This is a genomic window from Streptomyces sp. NBC_01012 (genome assembly GCF_045162755.1).
Classification (GTDB): domain Bacteria; phylum Actinomycetota; class Actinomycetes; order Streptomycetales; family Streptomycetaceae; genus Streptomyces.
The window spans coordinates 4,794,698-4,815,692 of the sequence record NZ_CP108688.1 but is presented as its reverse complement, the minus strand read 5'-3'; the positions used below and the strand labels follow the sequence as shown (position 1 = coordinate 4,815,692).

Annotated in this window: 17 protein-coding genes; 1 reads left to right on the top strand and 16 read right to left on the bottom strand. The window is 70.1% G+C overall.

What is annotated here, in order from left to right; genetic code table 11:
• Window positions 1-2: 2 nt before the first annotated feature.
• The 5 genes from OG623_RS21645 to OG623_RS21625 all read right to left on the bottom strand — a co-directional run bounded on the left by OG623_RS21645 (window position 3) and on the right by OG623_RS21625 (window position 4,407).
• Entirely contained in the window at window positions 3-851 is an 849-nt protein-coding gene (locus tag OG623_RS21645; protein ID WP_406148535.1) for a carbohydrate ABC transporter permease, read from the bottom strand.
• Window positions 848-1,819, bottom strand: coding sequence for a carbohydrate ABC transporter permease (locus OG623_RS21640; RefSeq protein WP_406148534.1), 972 nt, complete (start codon window positions 1,817-1,819; stop codon window positions 848-850). Before OG623_RS21640 ends, OG623_RS21645 begins: the two co-directional genes overlap by 4 nt.
• A gap of 2 nt (window positions 1,820-1,821) precedes the next feature.
• Window positions 1,822-3,126, bottom strand: coding sequence for an extracellular solute-binding protein (locus OG623_RS21635; RefSeq protein ID WP_406148533.1), 1,305 nt, complete (start codon window positions 3,124-3,126; stop codon window positions 1,822-1,824).
• Window positions 3,127-3,438: 312 nt separating this feature from the next.
• Window positions 3,439-3,738 (bottom strand): DUF3039 domain-containing protein, encoded by a 300-nt coding sequence (locus tag OG623_RS21630; RefSeq protein ID WP_362886019.1) that lies wholly within the window; start codon window positions 3,736-3,738, stop codon window positions 3,439-3,441.
• A gap of 30 nt (window positions 3,739-3,768) precedes the next feature.
• Window positions 3,769-4,407, bottom strand: a complete 639-nt coding sequence (locus tag OG623_RS21625; protein WP_406148532.1) for a YqgE/AlgH family protein — start codon at window positions 4,405-4,407, stop codon at window positions 3,769-3,771.
• A 297-nt stretch (window positions 4,408-4,704) separates the two neighbouring features.
• Between OG623_RS21625 and murA the strand changes: the two genes are divergently transcribed.
• On the top strand, window positions 4,705-6,045 hold the full coding sequence (murA, locus tag OG623_RS21620) for a UDP-N-acetylglucosamine 1-carboxyvinyltransferase (RefSeq protein WP_406148530.1): 1,341 nt from the start codon (window positions 4,705-4,707) through the stop codon (window positions 6,043-6,045).
• 325 nt (window positions 6,046-6,370) lie between these two features.
• Here murA and OG623_RS21615 read toward each other — a convergent pair whose 3' ends face one another.
• The 11 genes from OG623_RS21615 to OG623_RS21565 form a co-directional block, all read right to left on the bottom strand.
• A complete protein-coding gene (locus tag OG623_RS21615) occupies window positions 6,371-6,652 on the bottom strand; it encodes an HU family DNA-binding protein (protein ID WP_003968811.1) in 282 nt (93 codons plus the stop codon).
• Between the two features lie 350 nt (window positions 6,653-7,002).
• Complete coding sequence (locus OG623_RS21610; protein WP_406148529.1) at window positions 7,003-8,436, bottom strand: NAD-dependent malic enzyme; 1,434 nt, start codon at window positions 8,434-8,436, stop codon at window positions 7,003-7,005.
• 421 nt (window positions 8,437-8,857) lie between these two features.
• The gene (locus OG623_RS21605; RefSeq protein ID WP_406148528.1) at window positions 8,858-11,290 is read right to left on the bottom strand and encodes a HelD family protein; all 2,433 of its coding nucleotides are present in this window, start codon (window positions 11,288-11,290) and stop codon (window positions 8,858-8,860) included.
• A 163-nt stretch (window positions 11,291-11,453) separates the two neighbouring features.
• Complete coding sequence (locus OG623_RS21600) at window positions 11,454-12,044, bottom strand: CGNR zinc finger domain-containing protein (RefSeq protein ID WP_406148526.1); 591 nt, start codon at window positions 12,042-12,044, stop codon at window positions 11,454-11,456.
• Between the two features lie 130 nt (window positions 12,045-12,174).
• On the bottom strand, window positions 12,175-12,738 hold the full coding sequence (locus OG623_RS21595; RefSeq protein WP_406148525.1) for a GNAT family N-acetyltransferase: 564 nt from the start codon (window positions 12,736-12,738) through the stop codon (window positions 12,175-12,177).
• Window positions 12,739-12,758: 20 nt separating this feature from the next.
• A complete protein-coding gene (locus tag OG623_RS21590; protein ID WP_406148524.1) occupies window positions 12,759-13,904 on the bottom strand; it encodes a uroporphyrinogen-III synthase in 1,146 nt (381 codons plus the stop codon).
• A 130-nt stretch (window positions 13,905-14,034) separates the two neighbouring features.
• On the bottom strand, window positions 14,035-15,366 hold the full coding sequence (locus tag OG623_RS21585; protein WP_406148522.1) for a nitrate/nitrite transporter: 1,332 nt from the start codon (window positions 15,364-15,366) through the stop codon (window positions 14,035-14,037).
• Window positions 15,367-15,519: 153 nt separating this feature from the next.
• Window positions 15,520-16,983 (bottom strand): acyltransferase, encoded by a 1,464-nt coding sequence (locus OG623_RS21580; protein WP_406148520.1) that lies wholly within the window; start codon window positions 16,981-16,983, stop codon window positions 15,520-15,522.
• On the bottom strand, window positions 16,980-19,109 hold the full coding sequence (locus OG623_RS21575; RefSeq protein WP_406148519.1) for a glycosyltransferase: 2,130 nt from the start codon (window positions 19,107-19,109) through the stop codon (window positions 16,980-16,982). The genes OG623_RS21580 and OG623_RS21575 overlap by 4 nt, the downstream gene beginning before the upstream one ends.
• Window positions 19,110-19,183: 74 nt before the next feature.
• Entirely contained in the window at window positions 19,184-19,837 is a 654-nt protein-coding gene (locus OG623_RS21570) for a hypothetical protein (protein ID WP_406151951.1), read from the bottom strand.
• A 167-nt stretch (window positions 19,838-20,004) separates the two neighbouring features.
• Window positions 20,005-20,979, bottom strand: a complete 975-nt coding sequence (locus tag OG623_RS21565; RefSeq protein ID WP_406148517.1) for a LysR family transcriptional regulator — start codon at window positions 20,977-20,979, stop codon at window positions 20,005-20,007.
• Window positions 20,980-20,995 lie beyond the last annotated feature (16 nt).

The following is a 20,995-nucleotide window of genomic DNA, read 5'->3' as shown; positions in this document are numbered from 1 at the left end:
TGTCAGTCCTTCACCGCGCCGCCGAGTCCGGAGACCAGGCGCCGCTGTACGAGGACGAAGAAGACCAGCACGGGAATGGTCATCACCGTGGAGGCCGCCATGATCCCTCCCCAGTCGTTCTCGTCGGGTTTGAAGAAGACCAGCAACGCCATGGGAAGCGTCGACTGGGAGACGTCACTGATGATGAACGATTTCGCGAACAGGAAGTCGTTCCAGGTCGAGATGAACGAGAAGACACTCGTCGCCACGAGGCCGGGAAAGACGAGCGGGAAGAGGATCTGCCACAGGAAGCGGGCGCGGCTCGCCCCGTCGATGTAGGCGGCCTCCTCCAGAGCGTCAGGGACGGCCTTGACGAAGCCGCGCAGCATCCAGATCGCGAACGGCAGCGAGAAGGCGAGGTGCGGCAGGATCAGTGATCCGAGCGTGTTCAGCTGACCGAAGTCCCGCATCAGGAAGAACAGCGGAATGGTCAGCGCCTCGACCGGCACCATCTGCGCCACGAGGAACATGATGAGCAGGGTGGTGCGGAATCTGAAGCGGAAGCGGGTCACCGCCGTCGCGGCGAGGAAGGCGATCAGCGCGGACACGACGACGACCGTGCCGGCCACGATCAGACTGTTGAGGAAGTAGCGCCCGAAGTCCTGCTGTTCGAACACCCGGCGGAACGAGTCGAGGGACGGGGACAGGGTCCAGGGGTGCGCCTCGGTGGACCGGATCTCGCCGGCCGGCTTGAAGGCGGAGAGCACCATCCAGTAGAGGGGGAAGGCGACCACGACGGCGATGAGGAGGGCCGCGGCCTCCGCCGCCAGCCGCCCCGGCCGGCGGACACGCAGCAGCGCACGCGCGCTCACAGTTCCTCCCCCTGGCGCCGCACCAGGCGCAGATAGACCAGCGTGACGGCCAGCAGGATCACCAGCATCACGACGCCGATCGCCGATCCGAGTCCGTACTGCGAGGACGCGAACGCCTTCTGGTACGCGTACACGTTGAGCACGAGGTTCTGGCCGGCGATGCCGCCGCCGTTGGTCATGACGTAGATCTGGGTGAAGACCTTGAAGTCCCAGATGACGGACTGGATGGTGACGACGATCAGGATCGGCTTCAGCATCGGCGCCATGACCGACCGCCAGATCCGCCACTGCGAGGCACCGTCCAGTGACGCCGCCTCCAGCACCTCGGTGGGGATGGCGCGGATGCCCGCGTACACGGTCACCATCACGAACGGGAACGAGCACCAGAGCACTTCGAGCAGCACCAGCGCGAAGGCGCTGTAGCGCCCGTACGTCCAGGAGAAGTCGCCGATCCCCAGCACCTTGTTGACCGGTCCGAAGTCCGGGTCGAAGAGGAAGACCCAGACGGTCGAGCCGGTGACGGCCGGGGTGGCCCAGGCCCCCAGCGCGGCCATCATGAGCGCCAGCCGGGGCAGGGCGCGTACGCGGGTCAGCAGGACGGCCAGGGCGCAGCCGACGAACAGGGTGGCCAGCACACAGGCCGCGGCGAACACCACGGTCGCCAGGAGCACCTGCCAGAACTGGCTGTCCCCGAAGAGCGTGGCGTAGTTGCCGAAACCCTGGAAGCTGGTCGGTTCGCCGCCGCTGACCTGGGCCTGGGTGTACTCCAGGAAGGAGATCAGGCCCAGCTGGTAGATCGGGTAGACGAGGAGCCCGCCGAGCAGGACGAGCGCCGGCAGCAGATAGAGCCAGGGAGTCCAGCCTGCGCGCCGCGCGGGTGACGCCGGGCGGCGCCGGGGCGTGCGGGTCTGTGCCCCGCTCGCCCCGGGCCGTACGGGGATCTTGGGCGGTGCGGTGTTCGCTGCCATCGTCATCCCGCTTCGGCGAACGCCGCGTCCATCTTCTTCGCCGCGTCGTCCGAGGCGGTGGCCACGTCCTTACGGCCGCTGACGATCTCCTGGAACATGTTCGGCAGGACCAGCGAGGCGTCGATCTGTGCCCAGGCCGGGGAGGCGGGAACGAACTTGGCGCCCGCGCCGAGCGTATCGACGAAGGGGGCGACGAAGGGCTCCTTCTCCGCCGCGGTGTCCAGCACGTCCGTGTACGTCGGCAGGAAGCCCATCGCGTCGAACATCTTCGCCTGCGTCTTCTTGCCGGTCAGCGACTTCATCAGGTCGACCGCGAGGGTGCGGTGCGAACTGCTCTTGAGTACGCCGACGTTGTTGCCGCCCGCGAACGCCGGGGCGATCGAACCCTTCTTCGCACCGGGCAGCGGCACGACGGCGTACTTGCCCTGCACGCTGCCCTCCTCGACCGATGCGTGGTTGAAGTCGCCGCCGATCGCCATGGCGGCCTTGCCCGACGCGAAGGCGGTGACGGTGTCGTTGCCTCCCATGGAGGCGCACTTGGCCGCGGGGCAGTTGTCGTCGCCGAAGAGCGAGGTGTAGGCCTCGATGCCCTTGCGGGCCTTCGCGCTGTTGATGGCCGCCCCGTAGGTCACCCCGGTCTCGTCGGCCAGCTCGCCGCCCTGCGCCCAGATGAAGGGCATCGCGCCGTAGGTGTACGCGCCGCCGACCGCGAGGCCGTAGAGGTCCGGCTTCTCCTGGCGGATCTTCTTGGCCGTGGAGATCAGCTCGTCCTGGGACTGCGGGGGCTTGATTCCCAGCTCGTCGAAGATGTCCGTGCGGTAGTAGAGCGCCCGTACGCCGACGAAGAGCGGTGCCCCGTAGACCTGTCCGCCCACTGTCACGGACTGTTTGGCGGTCGGGTCGGTGTCCTTGGCCTCGTCCCAGGCGGCGAACTCCTTGCTGACGTCGGCCAGTCCGCCGTCCTTCACATAGCCGGCGGTGTCGGTGTTGCCGAACTCCATGAGGTCGGGGGCGCTCTTCGGGTCGTTGAAGGCGGCCTTGACGCGCTGGGCCCGGGTGTCGACGGGTATGTACTCGACCTTGACGTCAGCACCCTTGTGGGACTTCTCGAAGTCGGCGACCGCCGCGTTGACGACCTTCTCCTTGGGCTTGTTGCCGACCTCCTGGAAGAGCCAGACGCGGAGCGTCCCGGTCTTCTCGTCGCCCTCGGCGCCGGTGTCGGAGGTCTGCGGCGCGCAGGCGGTGGCGGTGAGACCGGCCAGCACAAGTGCCGTGACAGGAACGGCGATTCGGGCAGAAAGCTTCATCCGGGACCCCTACCGGTCAATCGTTGCATTCTATGCAACGTGCGTTTCGTTCTGCACAACTCGCAGGAGACTAAGGGGGCCTCAGCGCGCCGACAAGTGGTCTCAACCACTCTGTGACCCGCGGTGCAGCCCGTGCAACGCGGACCCCACGATCCGGCCGGTCGGACCTGCCCGCGAACGCGCATACGAACACGCACACGAACGCGCATGCGAACGGCCCCCGGGGTGCGCGTCGCCACGCACCCCGGGGGCCGGGGTCAAGGTCCGGAAAAGAAATATCAAGAGGCGGAGCGGACTACTTCCTGCTGCGGACTACTTCTTGCTGTTGTCCTTGCCGCCCTTGCCCTTGTCCTTGTCGCCGCCGGCGCCCATGGACTCGTAGATCTCCTTGCACATGGGACAGACCGGATACTTCTTGGGGTCGCGCCCCGGGACCCAGACCTTCCCGCACAGTGCCACCACGGGAGTGCCCTCGAGGGCACTCGCCATGATCTTGTCCTTCTGGACGTAATGGGCGTAGCGCTCGTGGTCACCGTCGCCGTTCGACACCTGCGGCGTCGGCTCTACGAGGGTCCCCGTACCTGCCCCGCGCTCGGGCTCAAGAGTGCTCATAACTGCCAAGCGTACTGAAAGCTCCGCGCATCAGTTCAGCGAAGGGTCGTCCGGATACGTCGCGATCATCGCCAGTTCGCTTCGCTGCCGCCGCAGAACCGACCGCCAGAGCTTCTCCGGGCGCGGCGACGAGACGTCGCCCGGCTCCGACTCGACCACGTACCAGGCGCCGTCCGTCAGCTCCGTCTCCAGCTGACCCGGCCCCCAGCCCGCGTATCCGGCGAAGATCCGCAGCGAGCCGAGCGCCGCCGCCAGCAGCTCGGGAGGCGCGTCCAGGTCCACCAGACAGATCGCCCCGTGCACCCGGCGCCAGCCGATGGGCTCCCCCCTGTCCGAGCGGATCCGGGAGCCGGAGGACGACTCCTGCCCGTCCGAACGGGGCCGGGAGCCCGCGAAGGACTCCTCGCCCCCGGGGATCACCGCGACGCCCAGCGCGGAGTCGAGCGAGACCGGGCCACCCTGGAACACCACGTCCGGCTCACCGGTCAGACCGGCCCAGGACGCGAGAATGTCCCCGACGCCGACCGGGGTCGGACGGTTCAGGACCACGCCCAGTGAGCCCTCCTCGTCGTGGTCGAGGAGCAGCACCACCGCGCGGTCGAAATTCGGATCCGCCAGGGCGGGAGCGGCCACGAGCAGCCGCCCTGTGAGCGAGGACACCTCCGTCATGGCACAGATGATCCCGCATCTCGGCCTTCCGCGGGGGCCAAGTGGCCCGCACGGATCCGGGCGGCGCCCTTCCGCAGCTCAGGGCGCACGAACACCGCACGGGCGCACGGGGAGCGCACGCCCGCGGGTCGGGCGGACCCGCCCCGCGGGTGGTGACCCTCCGCAAGCCCGGGGGTGCGGAACGTGGTGTGGCGTATTCATGAGGTTCGCGTACCCCCCGACGCCTTACGGAAGGGGGGCCGGGGCCCATTACCCTTTTGATGGCCCCCTGCCCGACCACTCCGGAACGCGAGTTACATGACCGGCACAGACGATGTCCTGCTTGTCCACGGCGGCACCCCGCTGGAGGGCGAGATCCGCGTCCGAGGCGCCAAGAACCTGGTGCCGAAAGCAATGGTCGCCGCGCTGCTCGGCAGCGGGCCCAGCCGACTCCGCAACGTGCCCGACATCCGCGACGTGCGGGTGGTCCGTGGGCTGCTGCAGCTGCACGGCGTGACGGTGCGCCCCGGCGACGAGCCGGGCGAACTCATCCTCGACCCCTCGCACGTCGAGAGCGCGAACGTCGCCGACATCGACGCGCACGCGGGCTCGTCACGCATCCCGATCCTCTTCTGCGGCCCCCTGCTGCACCGTCTGGGGCACGCCTTCATCCCGGGCCTCGGCGGCTGCGACATCGGCGGCCGGCCGATCGACTTCCACTTCGAGGTGCTCCGCCAGTTCGGCGCGACCATCGAGAAGCGGGCGGACGGCCAGTACCTGGAGGCACCGCAGCGGCTGCGGGGCACGAAGATCAGGCTGCCGTACCCGTCCGTGGGCTCCACCGAACAGGTACTGCTGACCGCCGTCCTCGCCGAGGGCGTCACCGAGCTGTCCAACGCGGCCGTCGAGCCGGAGATCGAGGACCTCATCTGCGTACTGCAGAAGATGGGCGCGATCATCTCCATGGACACCGACCGGACCATCCGGATCACGGGTGTCGACCAGCTGGACGGTTACACGCACCGGGCGATCCCGGACCGCCTGGAGGCGGCCTCCTGGGCGTCCGCCGCGCTGGCGACCGAGGGCAACATCTATGTGCGCGGCGCCCAGCAGCGCTCGATGATGACCTTCCTCAACACCTTCCGCCGCGTCGGAGGCGCCTTCGAGATCGACGACGAGGGCATCCGCTTCTGGCACCCGGGCGGCGCGCTGGACGCCATCGCCCTGGAGACGGACGTGCACCCCGGCTTCCAGACCGACTGGCAGCAGCCGCTCGTGGTGGCCCTGACGCAGGCCACGGGGCTCTCCATCGTCCACGAGACGGTCTACGAGTCCCGGCTCGGCTTCACCTCGGCGCTCAACCAGATGGGCGCGCACATCCAGCTCTACCGTGAGTGCCTCGGTGGCTCGGACTGCCGCTTCGGGCAGCGGAACTTCCTGCACTCGGCGGTCGTGTCAGGGCCGACGAAGCTCCAGGGCGCGGACCTGGTCATCCCTGACCTGCGCGGCGGGTTCTCGTACCTGATCGCCGCCCTGGCGGCCCAGGGAACGTCCCGGGTGCACGGCATCGACCTGATCAACCGCGGCTACGAGAACTTCATGGACAAGCTCGAGAAGCTCGGCGCGAAGGTCGAGCTCCCCGGCGGCGCACTCGTCTGACACCGGACGCGCCCCCCGCACCACAGTCCGCCGCCCCGGCCCCGCAAGGGACCGGGGCGGCGGACTTGTCCGTATCCGCCCAGGGGCCGCAGAACGCCCGTACGGAGCCGAACGGGGCACGCGGCCTCCCCCGTGGGCCGACCGGCGGCGCCAGGCGCCGCAGACCGCCTCACAGCGCCCGCACGGGCGGCGTGCGCGGCAGTGAACGCCCCGGGGCGGGCTCCGGGCGGTCCCGATCCCGGGGCGGGGCTCCAGCGGCCCCAGGACAGCGCGAAGGGCGGCCGCCCCGGTCGGGACGGCCGCCCTTCTTGTATGCCTTGGGGACTTACTTGCCCTTGGCGGCTTCCTTGAGCTTCGAGCCCGCGGAGACCTTCACGCTGTAGCCGGCCGGGATGTTGATCGGGTCGCCGGTCTGCGGGTTACGAGCGGTGCGAGCGGCACGGTGGGTGCGCTCGAAGGTCAGGAAGCCGGGGATGGTGACCTTCTCGTCGCCCTTGGCGACGATCTCGCCGACGGTCTCGGCGAGGGCGGCCAGAACGGCGTCGGCGTCCTTGCGGGTCACCTCGGCACGGTCGGCCAGGGCGGCCACCAGCTCACTGCGGTTCATGTTTGTACTCCCGTGTTCTTCTTGCCTGTGAGGCGTGAGATCGAAGCCGATGCTGCCAGGGCCCTCTGACAGTCCCCGGACCCGGGTCTGCTGTCAGACCCTCGCGCCCGAATACGCATCCTGCCCCCACCTGCGGCGCTAACGCCAATCCGGAACCCCTCGACGTCACACGAATAGCACCACTGATTGCCTGTGATGACGTTCCGTCGACTTGTTGGAGCGTTCCGCAGCGGATGCAGGCCTGTGGGGCTCGCTGCCCGCCCACCCTAAAGGGGCGTTTGGGACCCCGCGACCCGCGACGCGCCGTACGGGCCCCGGACGTGACCTACGGCACCGTCCGGGGGAACCCCTCAGGCCGGGGTGGAGGCCACTTCGGCGACTCCGGCCGCCTTCGCGGCCTCCCGGACGGCGTCCGCGACGGCGCCCGCGACCTTGTCGTTGAAGACCGAGGGGATGATGTAGTTCGCGTTCACCTCGTCCTCCGCGACGACATCGGCGAGGGCGCGCGCGGCGGCGATCATCATCTCCGTGTTGACGGTGCGGGACTGGGCGTCCAGCAGACCGCGGAAGACACCGGGGAACACCAGCACGTTGTTGATCTGGTTCGGGAAGTCGGAGCGCCCGGTGGCGACGACGGCGGCCGTCTCGCGAGCGACTGCCGGGTCCACCTCGGGGTCCGGATTCGCGAGCGCGAACACGATCGCGCCCTCCGCCATGGCCGCCACGTCGGCGCCGTCCAGGACGTTGGGGGCGGAGACCCCGATGAAGACGTCGGAGCCGGCGACGGCCTGCTTGAGGGTGCCCGTGACGCCCTCGGGGTTGGTGTTGTCCGCGATCCAGCGCAGCGGCGAGTCCGGCGTGGCGTCCACCAGGTCCTCACGGCCGGCGTGCACCACGCCGTGGATGTCGGCGACGACGGTGTGCTTGACGCCGGCCGCCATGAGCAGCTTGAGGATGGCCGTACCGGCCGCACCGGCGCCGGACATGACGACCCGTACGTCACCGATCGCCTTGCCCACCACGCGCAGCGCGTTCATCAGCGAGGCCAGGACGACGATCGCGGTGCCGTGCTGGTCGTCGTGGAAGACGGGGATGTCCAGGGCCTCACGCAGCCGCGCCTCGATCTCGAAGCAGCGGGGGGCGGAGATGTCCTCCAGATTGATGCCCGCGAAGCCCGGGGCGATCGCCTTGACGATCGCGACGATCTCGTCGGTGTCCTGCGTGTCCAGGCAGATCGGCCAGGCGTCGATGCCCGCGAAGCGCTTGAACAGGGCCGCCTTGCCCTCCATCACCGGGAGCGAGGCCATCGGGCCGATGTTGCCGAGGCCGAGCACCGCCGAGCCGTCCGTGACCACCGCGACGGAGTTCCGCTTGATGGTGAGGCGACGGGCGTCCTCGGGGTTCTCCGCGATGGCCATGCAGACCCGCGCCACACCCGGGGTGTAGATCATCGAGAGGTCGTCACGGTTGCGGATGGGGTGCTTGGACGCCATCTCGATCTTGCCGCCGAGGTGCATCAGGAACGTACGGTCGGAGACCTTGCCGAGGATGACGCCCTCGATGCCGCGCAGACCTTCGACGATCTCGTCCGCGTGCGAGGTGGAGGAAGCCGCGATCGTGACGTCGATCCGCAGCTTCTCGTGGCCGGAAGCGGTCACGTCGAGGCCGGTGACCGAGCCACCGGAGGACTCCACGGCCGTGGTGAGCTGGGAGACCGCTGTGCCACTCGCGGGCACCTCCAGCCTGACCGTCATCGAGTACGAGACGCTGGGCGCCGTTGCCATGGCCGAGTCCTTCGCTTTCCTGAGCTTCGTTGCCGCACGCGGATGGGGGTTCAGTCCCGCACGTGCGTTCCGATCGTCGCACCTACCGGCCGGTAGCAGGTAATGACTGCCACCTTTCGGAAACTTGTTTCCACCATACGAGAAGTGACGGTTCTGCGTAACCCCGGATCCGCGTACCCCCGGAAACGACAACAGACCCGCGCCACCAACAGGTGACGCGGGTCTGTCTTTCACGTAGGTGACACCGGCCCGCCATGCTCGCCTCGCGGCAAGTGGTCGCTCGTAGCGACGAAGGTTGGGCCCGGGGGCTTGGATCGAGCCGGTGCCGACTCCAGGCTAACAAAGACCCCGGAAAAGTGATTCCCGTGCGACGGACCGACTCGGAAAAGTACTCCGCGCACCGGCGTCCGCCGCTCCCGGATCAGTCCCTCAGCAGGTCCGGGACACCGTCCTCGTCCGGCATGTCGCGGTCCCCCGAGACCACGGTGAGCTGCTGCGTCGCACGGGTGAGCGCCACGTAGAGCACCCGCAGTCCCGCCGGGGACTCGTCGGCGATCTCCGCCGGAGAGACCACCACCGTGGCGTCGTACTCCAGGCCCTTCGCCTCCAGGCTCCCCAGCGCCACGACCCGCTCCCCGAGCTCCTCCAGCCAGCCACGGGCCTCGGCGCGGCGGTTCATCGCGACGACCACGCCCACGGTGCCGTCCACCTGTGCGAGCAGCCTGCGGGCCTCCTCGCGGACGGTCGAGGCGAGGTCCCCGTCCCGCACCGTCTCGAAGCGCGGTTCGACGCCCGTCGAGCGGACCGCTGCCGGGGACTCCATCCCCGGCATGGCCAGGGCCAGCACCTTGGCGGCGAGCTCGGCGATCTCCGCCGGATTGCGATAGTTCACGGTGAGGGTGAAGCGGCGGCGCGGCCTGCTGCCGAGCGCCTCGTCACGGGCCGCGGACGCCTCGTCCGGGTCCGACCAGGAGGACTGCGCCGCGTCACCGACGATCGTCCATGTCGCGTGCCGGCCCCGGCGGCCCACCATCCGCCACTGCATCGGCGTCAGGTCCTGCGCCTCGTCGACGATGACGTGGGCGTACTCGGTACGCTCCGCCGCCAGCCTCTCGGCCCGCTCGCGCTGGGTCTCCTCGCGCTGCGGCATCAGCTCCTCCAGACCCGTGAGCTGGTCCAGCGGGTCGGCCTCGCGCTGCCTCTTCGGGCGGGCCGGGGTGCCCAGCAGGGTCTGCAGCTCGTCCAGGAGTGCCACGTCGTGCACGGAGAGCGGGCCCGTGCCGTCCTCGTCGAGACGCCTCAGCGAACGGGCGAGGCGACGCACCTCGCCCTGGTTGAGGATGCGGCGCGCCCATCTGCCAAGACGCCGCTCGTCGGACATGGAGGCCAGCACCCGGCGAGGGGTGAGTTCCGGCCACCAGGCGTGCAGGAAGGTGAGGAACGGGGTCTCGGTGGACACGTCCTCGTCGAACGAGGAGCGCAGCTCCGCCGCGAGCTCGGGGTCGGTGTAGCGGCCACGGCCCGACGACTTGTTCCAGAGGGCGTCCAGAAGCAGTTTGCGGGCGCGCGGGCGCAGCAGGTTGACGGGTGCCGTGCCGCCGAGGACGTTGTGCCGGATCCGCCGCAGCTCGTCGGCCTCCAGCTCGACGCGGGCACCGAAGGCCACCACCCTCAGCCGGGTGGGGGTGCCCTCGTCGGCCGGGGCCTCGTCGGCCTCGCCGAACTCCAGCTGCCCCTCCTGGGGCACAGGTCTCGGCGCGGGCTGCTCCAGCGCCCCGCGGGCCGCCTTGCGCAGCACGTGGAGCATCCGGGACGAGCCCTTGATCCGGGCGACGGCGGGCTCGTCGTACGCCCCCCCGTCACCCGACCACCGCCCCTCATCGGGGCCCTTCGGGCCGCCCCTCCCGTAGGCGCCCTCCACCCCCGCGGCCTCGTCCGACAGCGAACCGATGGCACGGATCGCGACCTGGCCCTCCTCACCGAGCGAGGGCAGCACCCCTTCGGTGTACGCGACCAGCAGCGGCGTCGGCGAGACGATGAGGATGCCGCCCGCGTACCTGCGCCGGTCCTGGTAGAGCAGATACGCGGCCCGGTGCAGGGCCACCGCCGTCTTGCCCGTGCCGGGGCCGCCGGAGACCTCGGTGACGGACGCGGCGGGGGCCCTGATCACCAGGTCCTGCTCGGCCTGGATCGACGAGACGATGTCCCGCATCGTGTGGCTGCGGGCCTGGCCCAGCGCGGCCATCAGGGCGCCGTCTCCGATGACGGGCAGTTCCTCGCCGTTCAGCCGTGCGGTCAGCTCCGGGCGCATCAGGTCGTCCTCGACCCCGAGAACCCTGCGGCCCTTGGAGCGGATGACCCGGCGGCGTACGACCCGGCCGGGGTCCTTCGGCGTCGAACGGTAGAAGGGCGCGGCGGCCGGCGCGCGCCAGTCGATCACCAGCGGTGCGTAGTCGGAGTCGAGTACTCCTATGCGGCCGATGTGGAGGGTCTCCGCGATCGCGGCGGTGCTGTCCTCGCCCACGGCGTCGTCGGCCGCCTCCACGGACGTGAAGGCGCCGTCCGGGCCGCGTTCACCGTCCTTGCCGCGCAGCAGGTCGATCCGCCCGAAGAGGAAGTCCTCGAACTCACTGTTCAGCCGGTTGAGATGGACTCCGGCGCGGAAGACCTGCGCGTCCCGCTCGGCGAGTGCGCCCGGGGTGCCTACCTGACCCCTTTTGCCGGCGTCCCGCATGAGAAATTCCGCCTCGTCGATCTTCTCTTCGAGACGGCGGTAGACCCGGTCCAGATGTTCTTGTTCGACACCGATTTCCCGGTCCCGCAACGAATCGACAGCGGCATCCTGCGCGGCCACCGGGGCCCCCTTCTGACGTGCATCGAGCAGCCGTCAACCGTACGCGAAAGGGAGCCCTGGGCGCACCTGCCGCACGGGTCGCGTTTCGGGTGCTTCTCACCCGCTGCCGCCCAGCCCAGAGCGTCACGGCGTCACGGCGTCACGGCGTCACGGCGTCACGGCGTCACGGCACAGCCTTCACGCGGCGGCGGTGTCTGGCCACCCGCTCCCGGTTGCCGCAGACCTCGCTGGAGCACCAGCGGCGCCGCCGCCCCCGGGAGGTGTCCAGATAGAGCCGCCGGCAGGCATCGCCCTCGCACCGCCGCAGCCCCGCCCGCGCGACCGGGTCCGTCAGCAGGTCCACCGCGTCCCGGGCCACCGAGGCGAGCAGCTCCCCGCACCCCGGGTCGGCGCTCAGCTCCCGTACGAGCGCCCCGCCCTGCCCCCGCACGGCCCGCAGCCCCGGTGGTGCGCCCGCCGCAAGGGCGTTGACCAGCTCCAGCGCCTTGTCGGCGCTGCCACCCGTCAGCTGAGCTGTCATCAGCCGGTCGATGCAGGACCGCAGTTGCCTGAACCGCGCCACCCAGGTCTCGTCGACGGCCACCAGCGGCGTCCCGAGCGGGACCAGTCGCGAAGCCACCAGCCACTCGGCGAGACGCGCCGGACAGTCGAGCCGCTCACTCGCGCCGGAGGCCTCAGCACCTGTCGCGACCAGGTCGAGACAGACACGCCCCGAGTCGAACCGCCGGTCGTACGCACCCGTGCCCGCCGCCATGAGCCTGTCACCGCCTCGGGGGTCACCTGTGGGGGAGAGTCACCCCCAGAGTGCCCGCATCCGGCCCGCCCCGGAACCCCTCCTGCCGGGTCGGTGGGAAGCCCGGGGCACGGGGAGGTCCGGGCCCCGCTCAGTCCTCCGGCGGGCCGTCGTGCAGGATGCGCTGGAACATCCGGTGGTCCTGCCAGGCGCCGTTGATGTGGAGGTAGCGCGGCGCCGTGCCGTAGAGCTCGAAGCCGCACTTCGTCAGCACCCGCTGCGAGGCCGCGTTGTCCAGGACCGTCCCCGCCTCCACCCGGTGCAGGCCGAATTCGTCCCGTGCCGCCTCGCAGACGCGGGTGACGGCGGCCGTGGCCAGGCCCCGGCCCGCCCGGTCGACGTCGATCCAGTAGCCGAGCCGGGCGTTGCGGAACACACCGCGTTCGATGGAGGAGAGCGTCATCGCCCCCACGACCCGGTCGGCGTCGTCGGCCAGCGCCCAGGGCATCGCCCGCCCCGCGTCCCGGTCCGCGAGCAGCGCGGTCAGCCGCCGCCGCTGGCCCTCGGGGGTGTAGAAGGCCTCGGGACGCACGGGGTCCCAGCGCCGCATGTAGGCGCGGCTGCGGGTCAGGGTCTCGGCGAACGACTCCGCGTCGTCGAGGGTCACGGGCCTCAGCCGGACACCGTCGGTCAGGGGATGGCTGTCATCGATCATCCCCGCACCGTAGCGGCCGGTCAGGAGCCGTCGTACTTGGTGTCCGCCGACGGATCGAGGGCCAGCCGGTAGCCCCGCTTGACGACCGTCTGGACCAGCCGTGGCACACCCAGCGCCGTACGCAGCCGGGCCATCGCCGTCTCCACCGCGTGCTCGTCGCTGCCGCTGCCCGGCAGGGCGCGCAGCAGGTCCGCCCTGGAGACCACCCAGCCCGGCCTGCGGGCCAGCGCGTGCAGCAGGGCCATGCCGGCCGGGGGCACCGGGCGCAGGGCTCCGTCGACCAGCACGGCGTGGCCCCGGATCTCGACCTGGTGCCCCGCAACGGGCAGCGTACGGGCGCGGGCCGGCAGCTGGGCACAGAGCACCTGCACGAGCGGGCCCAGCCGGAAGCGCTCGGGCTGGACGGTGTCGATGCCCTTGGCCTGCAGGGGCAGGGCCGTGACCGGCCCGACGCAGGCGGTGACCACGTCGTGGCTCAGGGCCTCCAGCACCTCGGGGAGCATCCCGCGGACCTCCGCGCGGTTCAGATAGGACGCGGCGGCAGGAGCGCTGGTGAAGGTGAGGGCGTCAAGGCCGCGGGCGACGGTGACGTCGAGCATGCGATCGAGCGGGGCGATGTCCTCCGGGGGCATCCACCGGTAGACGGGGACGCCGACGACTTCGGCGCCCGCCGCACGCAGCGACTCGACGAAACCCGGCAGCGGTTCGCCGTGCAGCTGGAGAGCGACCCTTCGGCCCGCGACACCCTCGCCCAACAGGCGTTCAAGAACCTCCGCCATCGACTCCGACTGCGGCGACCATGCCTCGGTCAGTCCGGCCGCCCGGATGGCGCCCTTGACCTTGGGGCCACGGGCGAGCAGCTCCGTACCGCGCAGCAGTGCGAGGAGCTGGTCCCCGATGCCCCAGCCGTCGGCGGCCTCCACCCAGCCTCGGAAGCCGATGGCCGTGGTCGCGATCACGATGTCGGGTGCGTGACCGATCAGTTCCTTGGTGGCGTCCAGGAGTTCGCTGTCGTCCGCGAGCGGCACGATCCGCAGGGCGGGCGCGTGCATGACCGCGGCGCCCCTTCGCGCGAGAAGCGTCCCGAGCTCCTCGGCGCGACGGGCTGCGGTCACCCCGACCGTGAAGCCCGCCAGGGGCCCGTGCTGTGCGTCGTCGTCGTGCATGGCGTGATACCCGGCTCTCGTCCCGCTGTTGCTCGATGATGCGGAGGACCGAGACTGTCAACGTCGCATGACGGTCTCGGTCCTCCTGTATTTCCCGCCCGTTACGTCCTGCGTCGCGCTGAGGACATCTTCACACCTCGGCGTAGGTGAGCTGGGGCTTCGATGCCGGCGCCGCGGGACGCCGAAGGTATACCGCCCAGGTGAGGGTGAAACACACGGCGTAGAAGCCGAGGAAGCACCAGAAGGCGGCCGTCCCGGCGCCCGATACGGCGAAGGACTGACGGAACGCGAGGTTGATCGCGAGACCGCCCAGGGCCCCGACCGCCCCGATGAGCCCCATGGCCGCCCCGGAGAGCCGCCGTCCGTAGGCCGCGGCCTCCTCGTCGCTCAGGCCATCGGCGACGCCCTGTGCGTGGAAGATGCCCGGGATCATCTTGAAGGTGGATCCGTTGCCCAGCCCCGTCAGCACGAACAGGGCGATGAAGCCGACGAGGAACTCGGGCAGCGACTCGTTGCCTGAGGCATGGACGACGACACCCGTCGCCACGGCCATGGCCGCGAAGGTCCACAGGGTGATCCGGGCGCCGCCGTACCGGTCGGCGAGCCGGCCGCCGACGGGCCGGATCAGGGAACCGAGCAGCGGGCCGATGAAGGTGAGTGACGCGGCCTCCAGCGGAGTCCGGCCGAACTGGGTCTGCAGGACGAGCCCGAAGGCGAAGCTGTAGCCGATGAACGAGCCGAAGGTGCCGATGTAGAGCACCGACATGATCCAGGTGTGCCGTTCGCGTACGGCCTGGAGTGCGGCCCCTGTGTCGTTCCTGACGGGCCGGAGGTTGTCCATCCGCAGCGCGGCACCGAGCGCCGCGACGACGATCAGCGGTACGTACGCCCCGAGCACGATCCGCGGGTGTGCGGCGCCCGCCGTGCCGATCACCAGCAGACCGGCGAGCTGGACGACCGGGACACCGATGTTGCCGCCGCCCGCGTTGAGCCCGAGCGCCCAGCCCTTCTTGCGCAGCGGGAAGAAGGCGTTGATGTTCGTCATCGACGAGGCGAAGTTGCCGCCCCCGATGCCCGTGAGCGCCGCGACGACGAGGAACGTCGTGTACGAGGTCCCCGGCTCCATCACCCAGAACGCGGCGAGGGTCGGCACCAGGAGCGACAGCGCGCTGACGACGGTCCAGTTCCGCCCGCCGAACAGCGCGACCGCGAAGGTGTACGGCACCCGGACGACGGCCCCGACCAGGGTGGCCGTGGAGATCAGGAAGAACTTGCCCGCCGGGTCGACGCCGTATTCCGGCCCCATGAACAGGACCATGACGGACCACAGGGACCAGATCGAGAACCCGATGTGCTCCGAGAGCACGGAGAACCACAGATTCCTGCGGGCGGTCCTCTCGCCCGTCTCCCGCCAGAAGGCGTCGTCCTCCGGGTCCCACTGCTCGATCCAACGACCGGCCATCGCGCGCCTCCACAGGGGTCGGGGTGTTGTCCTGCCCACGCTAGGGAGTCCGCGTTTCGGCGCGGTGCCATGAGGTGACCGGTGCGCAACCTTGCTCTCACTCGGCCGGGAGGGGTGCGGTGAGCCGCTCCACCGCACCCCTCCCGGCCGTGGTCAGGCCTTGCGTGCCCGGTCCACGCCGTTCGGCCACAGGCGTGGCCGGCGTTTGGCGGCGACGTCCTCGACCCAGCCGAACGCCAGGATCGCCAGCCCTATCAGCGGCCATATCGCGATCAGGATCAACACCTCGTACGACTGCTCTATGTACGTGTCGAACGTGTCGCCGAACCACGGCACGGACCAGAGCTCGTCCACCAGCTGCGCGGCCGCCATCAGCAGCAGGTTGTGCCACAGATAGATCGTCACGGCCCTGTTGTTGGCCAGCGTGACCAGGCTGTCCCACCCGGCGAGCCTGCCGGGGAGCTTGCGCCAGGAGGGGGCGTAGACCAGGAGGATCGCGCAGAAGCCGAGGGACCAGGTGGCCTGGGCGAGCGGGATCTCGTCCAGATTCCAGCCCTCCTCGGTGAGGTGCCCGGAGGCCCACCACAGGCCGAAGCCCATGACGATCGCGGCGGAGGACACCGCCAGGTAGCGCGGGATCTCCTTCAGCAGCCCGTCGTTGTGGGCGAAACCGAGGATCCAGCAGGACCCGAACACGGCGAAGTCGACGAGCCCCTCGCCGAAGGTGCCGGGAACCGTCACCAGACCGGTGCCGATGACGGCCGTGAGGCCGAGCGGGGCGAGCAGCGTGACCCACGGCAGCCTGCGGAACGCCTTGAGCAGCAGCGGTGAGGCGAGCACGAACCAGAGGTAGGCCCGGATGTACCAGAGCGGCCCCGCCGCCTGGTCCGCCCAGGACAGCTCGAGCCAGCCGCCCTCCGAACCGCTCTCCCACGGGTACGGGGGCGAGCCGAGCGGAAGGATGTAGCTGCCGAGCTTGATGAACCACCACAGCCCCTCCTCCCGGACGGGCTTCCAGCTCAGCGCGAACATCACCGGCACGATGACGAGCGAGAACGCCCACATCGGCGGAAGCAGCCTGCGCAGCCTGCTGCGGATGACGCTCACCGCGGGGCGGGACAGCGAACGCGCCATCAGCGAACCGGCCAGCGCGAACATCACGCCCATGGACGGGAAGAGGACGGTCAGCCAGGCCCACCCGAAGAGGTGGAAGACGACGACCCGGACCAGGGCCACGGCCCTGAGCAGGTCGAGATAGCGGTCCCGCCCGGGCTTGGCACGGGGAGCGGGGGCGGCCCCCGCCGTGTCGGCCGTGTCCGCGGTATCCACGGTATCCACGGGGACGGTGGCGGCCGGGACGGTGGCGGCCGGCGCCTGCTCGGGGTACGCGGCACCCACGTGCCCTTGATGCGCCTCGGGGTACGCCGCCGGGTGCGCCTCGGGGTACGCGACGGTCGGGTACGCCGCGGTGTCCGACCGGACAGGGGCAGGGTGGGCCGGATAGGCACTGCCCTGCTGCTGCGGCGGCACGGACGCCCAGGCACCGTCGCCGTACCCGGGGTTGCCGTATCCGCCGGCACCGTCCCGCTGCGGCCGTTCGGGGTCGGGATAGGTCATGCCACCGGCCTCCGGTCCTTGTCGGTGTCCCTACGGCGGTTCTGCGTGCCGCCCGGCGCCTCCACCACGCCCGTGCGCCGCAGCTTCTGCCAGCGCAGCCGGCCGCCGGTGAGAGCGGTGATCCAGGACTGGAGCAGCACGACGTACATCAGCTGCCGGTACAGGACCTGCTGGAGCGGCAGGGAGATCAGGTGGGTCATGCGTTCCCGGTCGAGCCGGAAGGCGTACGCGGCGCAGACGGCCTGCACCAGCAGGACGCCGAACCAGGCCGCGACCGTCTTCCCCGTCGGACCGAAGACGAGTCCGTAGAGCAGGAAGACGTCGATCAGTGGCGCCAGCAGTGGTGCGACGACCATGAACAGCGAGACGAACGGCAGGCCCACGCGTCCGAAGCGGCCCGATGGGCCACGCTCGATGACCGCGCGGCGGTGCTTCCAGATGGCCTGCATCGTGCCGTAGGACCACCGGTAGCGCTGCGACCACAGCTGCTGCACGGACTCGGGGGCCTCGGTCCAGGCCCTGGCGTTCTCCGCGTAGACGACACGCCAGCCGTCGCGGTGCAGCGCCATGGTGACGTCGGTGTCCTCGGCGAGGGTGTCCTCGCTCATGCCGCCGATCCGGTCCAGCGCGTCACGGCGGAAGGCACCGACCGCGCCGGGGATGGTGGGCATGCAGCCCAGCAGGTCGTACATCCTGCGGTCGAGGTTGAAGCCCATCACGTACTCGATGTGCTGCCAGGCGCCGATCAGCGAGTCGCGGTTGCCGACCTTGGCGTTGCCCGCGACCGCTCCGACCTTGGGGTCGGCGAACGGCTGTACGAGCTCGCGCACGGTGGACGGTTCGAAGACGGTGTCGCCGTCCATCATCACGACGATGTCGTACCGGGCGTGCGCGATGCCGTTGTTGAGCGCCGCGGGCTTGCCGCCGTTGCGCTGGCGTACGACCCGGACGTTCGGGATCCACATCGCCTCGACGAGGTCGGCGGTGCCGTCCGTCGAGCCGTCGTCGATGACGATGACCTCGATCGGATAGTCACTGGCGACCAGCGACCGCACGGTGGCCTCGATGCACTCGCGCTCGTTGTACGCGGGTACGAGGACGGACACGGGTTGGGTGAAGTCCTCACCCCAGCGGAAGTTCCTGCGGCGCACCTTCCTGGCGTGCAGGAAGGACAGCAGCAGCATCAGACCGAAGCGGGCCATGACCAGCACGCCGATGGCCGCGAGGCCCACCACCATGACACCGGTGACCTTCTCGGAGATCTCCACCGCCCCCACGAACGCCTTGCCCTTCCAGAGCGCGAACCCGGTGACCGGGGTGTGCGCGCTGGGGGCACCGAGCGCCGTCGTCAGATTGGTGAAGTCGTAGCCACGCTCCTGCATCTTCGGCAGGAACTTGTCCAGGGCGGCCACGGTCTGGGACCGGTCGCCACCGGAGTCGTGCATCAGGATGACGGCGCCCTTGCCGTGCTTGGGCGTGGCCCGCTCGATGATCGAGTGGACGCCGGGACGCTTCCAGTCCTCACTGTCGGTGTTGTTCACGACGGTGAGGTAGCCGCGGCTGCCGATGTACTGCGTGACCGGCCAGGACTTGTCGTCCATGGCGTCGGCGAACGAGGAGTACGGCGGCCGGAACAGCGAGGTACGGATACCGGCCGCGCCCGCCAGCACCAGCTGGTTCTGGGAGAGCTCCCAGTCGATGCGGCTGGTGGACTGGAAGGAGAGGTCGGGGTGGTTGAAGGTGTGCAGCCCGATCTCGTGCCCCTCGTCGACCATCCGCTTCACGAGGGCCGGGTAACGCGAGGCCATGGTGCCGGTGACGAAGAAGACGGCGTGCGCGTCGTGCTTCTTGAGCTCGTCCAGGACCCGCGGGGTCCAGACCGGGTCGGGGCCGTCGTCGAAGGTCAGGACGATCTTGTGCTCGGGTATCCGGAGCGACTTGGCTTCCTCGCCCGCGGCACGGGCGTCGATGACCGGGCCGCCTTCGAGGACCTTGTCCGGCACGTGATCGGTGGGCGCCGGTCTCTGGATGCGGTGGTCGGCGAGGATCTCGCTGTGCACGTATCCACGCAGCATGAGCATGGCGAGCAGGGCCACAAGAAGGAGTGACGGAAGCAGGTAGCGCATGGGAAGTCTGCGCCGGACGGTCCGCTTCTTTTTCCGGTTGTGCCTGCCCCGCGAAACGGGGGGTGTCATGTACTTCAGCCTTCTTGTGATTGCGCCGGCGAGTCAGAGGGGTCCGGGGAGTCCGGCGGGCTCTCGTCGACAGGAGGCTCTGTGTCGTCGTCCGTCGGGGACGGGTCGCCGGTCGGCTTCTCGGACGCCGAGCTGCCCGGGGCGGGGGCCGAAGCGGTACCGGTCCTGGAGGGCTTGCTGGATGCGGGGGCCGAGGCGGACGCGCCGGGCACGGCCGGACCTGACGCGGAGGCCGCGCCGGAGGGAGTGACCGAAGGGGCAGCCGGGTCCGAGGCGGACGCGGACGCGCTGGGTGTGGCTCCGGGGCTCGCGGACGCGGAGGCGTCACTCGGAGCGGGCTGCACCTCGACCTCGTCCGACTGCTTCTGGTCCTGGCCGGAAATCGGCAGCCAGGGAGCGGTGGAGTTCCCGCCGAGCACGGCTATCACGAGCGTCACCGCGTACACCGCACAGATCGTGGCGAGCACCCAGCCGACGCGCCGGTACGTCTTGCTCCGGCGGCCGCTCTCGTCGACGAACACCGGGCCGTCGGATGGATCCGGAGGGCCGGGTTCCACGGGCAGCTCGGAGAGCTGACGACCCAGTCCGTCCAGTTGGACGGTCACATCGTTCGGCTCATGCGTATGCCCGGTTCGGGTACCTTCGCGCCAATTTTCCACAGGTGTTCGCACTTCCCCCACTCAACGAAAACAGGTGCGCGGGAATGACTGGAATCGTGCCATCGGATCCGGGCCCCCACCCGTCCGTTCGACACTCGCCACCGTGCACCCGAAACCACGAATGTAGCGCACACCGGCACCCCCCAGAGGCCCGTATCAGTGGTTGTTCATGAACAGTGACCCATGAGTGATACATCGGTATCCGGCAACCACGAGATACGTGGCCGTACCATCCATCCCTCCACCTCGGCGAGTTCGGCCACTGCCGCGTGCAATGCTGCCAGGCCGGGATGGTCGAGGCCCCGACGCCACACCATGAGCAACGGCGACAGCGGCACCGGCCCGACGAGCGGCCGCAGCACCGTCCCCGGCAGGCAGGGGAAGCCGACGACGGTCAGCACGGGGTCTCCGTTCTTCGCCATCACCCGTTGAAATTCGGCCACCCCTACGGCGAGCGGAGCAGGCGGCGCCAGGACGACTCCCCACTCCGCGAACAGCCGCGCCGCAAGGTCGGTCCACTCCAGCGTGCGCGTATTGCCCGCCCCCGCGTAGACGGTTTCGCCGGTCAGATCACTCATGGCGATCTCTTCGCGTCCGGCCAGACGGTGACCGTGCGGAAGGAGCAGAGCCATCGGCTCGTACCGCACCGGCCGTACGGAGAGCTGGGCGAGCACCGCGGGATCGAGCCCGGCCGCCCGCCCGAAGGACACATCGAGCCGCCCTGCGAGCATCTCGCCCGCAGCCCAGGTCAGCCCGCTCTCGAAGCGCGCCATCAGCTCGCAGTCGGGCGCGAGCTCACGCGCCCTGGCCAGCACCCGGGCCGCCGTCATCCCGTCGGTGTTGAGGTCGACGAGCAGCGGGCGGTCGGCCGGATCCGCGAAGGCCGCCCCGAGCGCGGCATGCGCGTCGAGCACCCGGCGGGCATACGGAAGGAGGCGCTCCCCGTCGGGGGTCAGCGTCACCTGCCGGGTGGTACGCACGAACAGCTCCCGCCCCAGCTCGCGCTCAAGCCGGCGGATGTCCCGGCTCAGCGCCTGCTGGGCGACGTAGAGCCGGGAGGCGGCCCGGGTGAAGTGCAGCTCCTCGGCCACCGCGACGAAGCCACGGATGAGCCTGGGATCGACATGGGATGCGGCAACCATCCGCACAATTTACAAC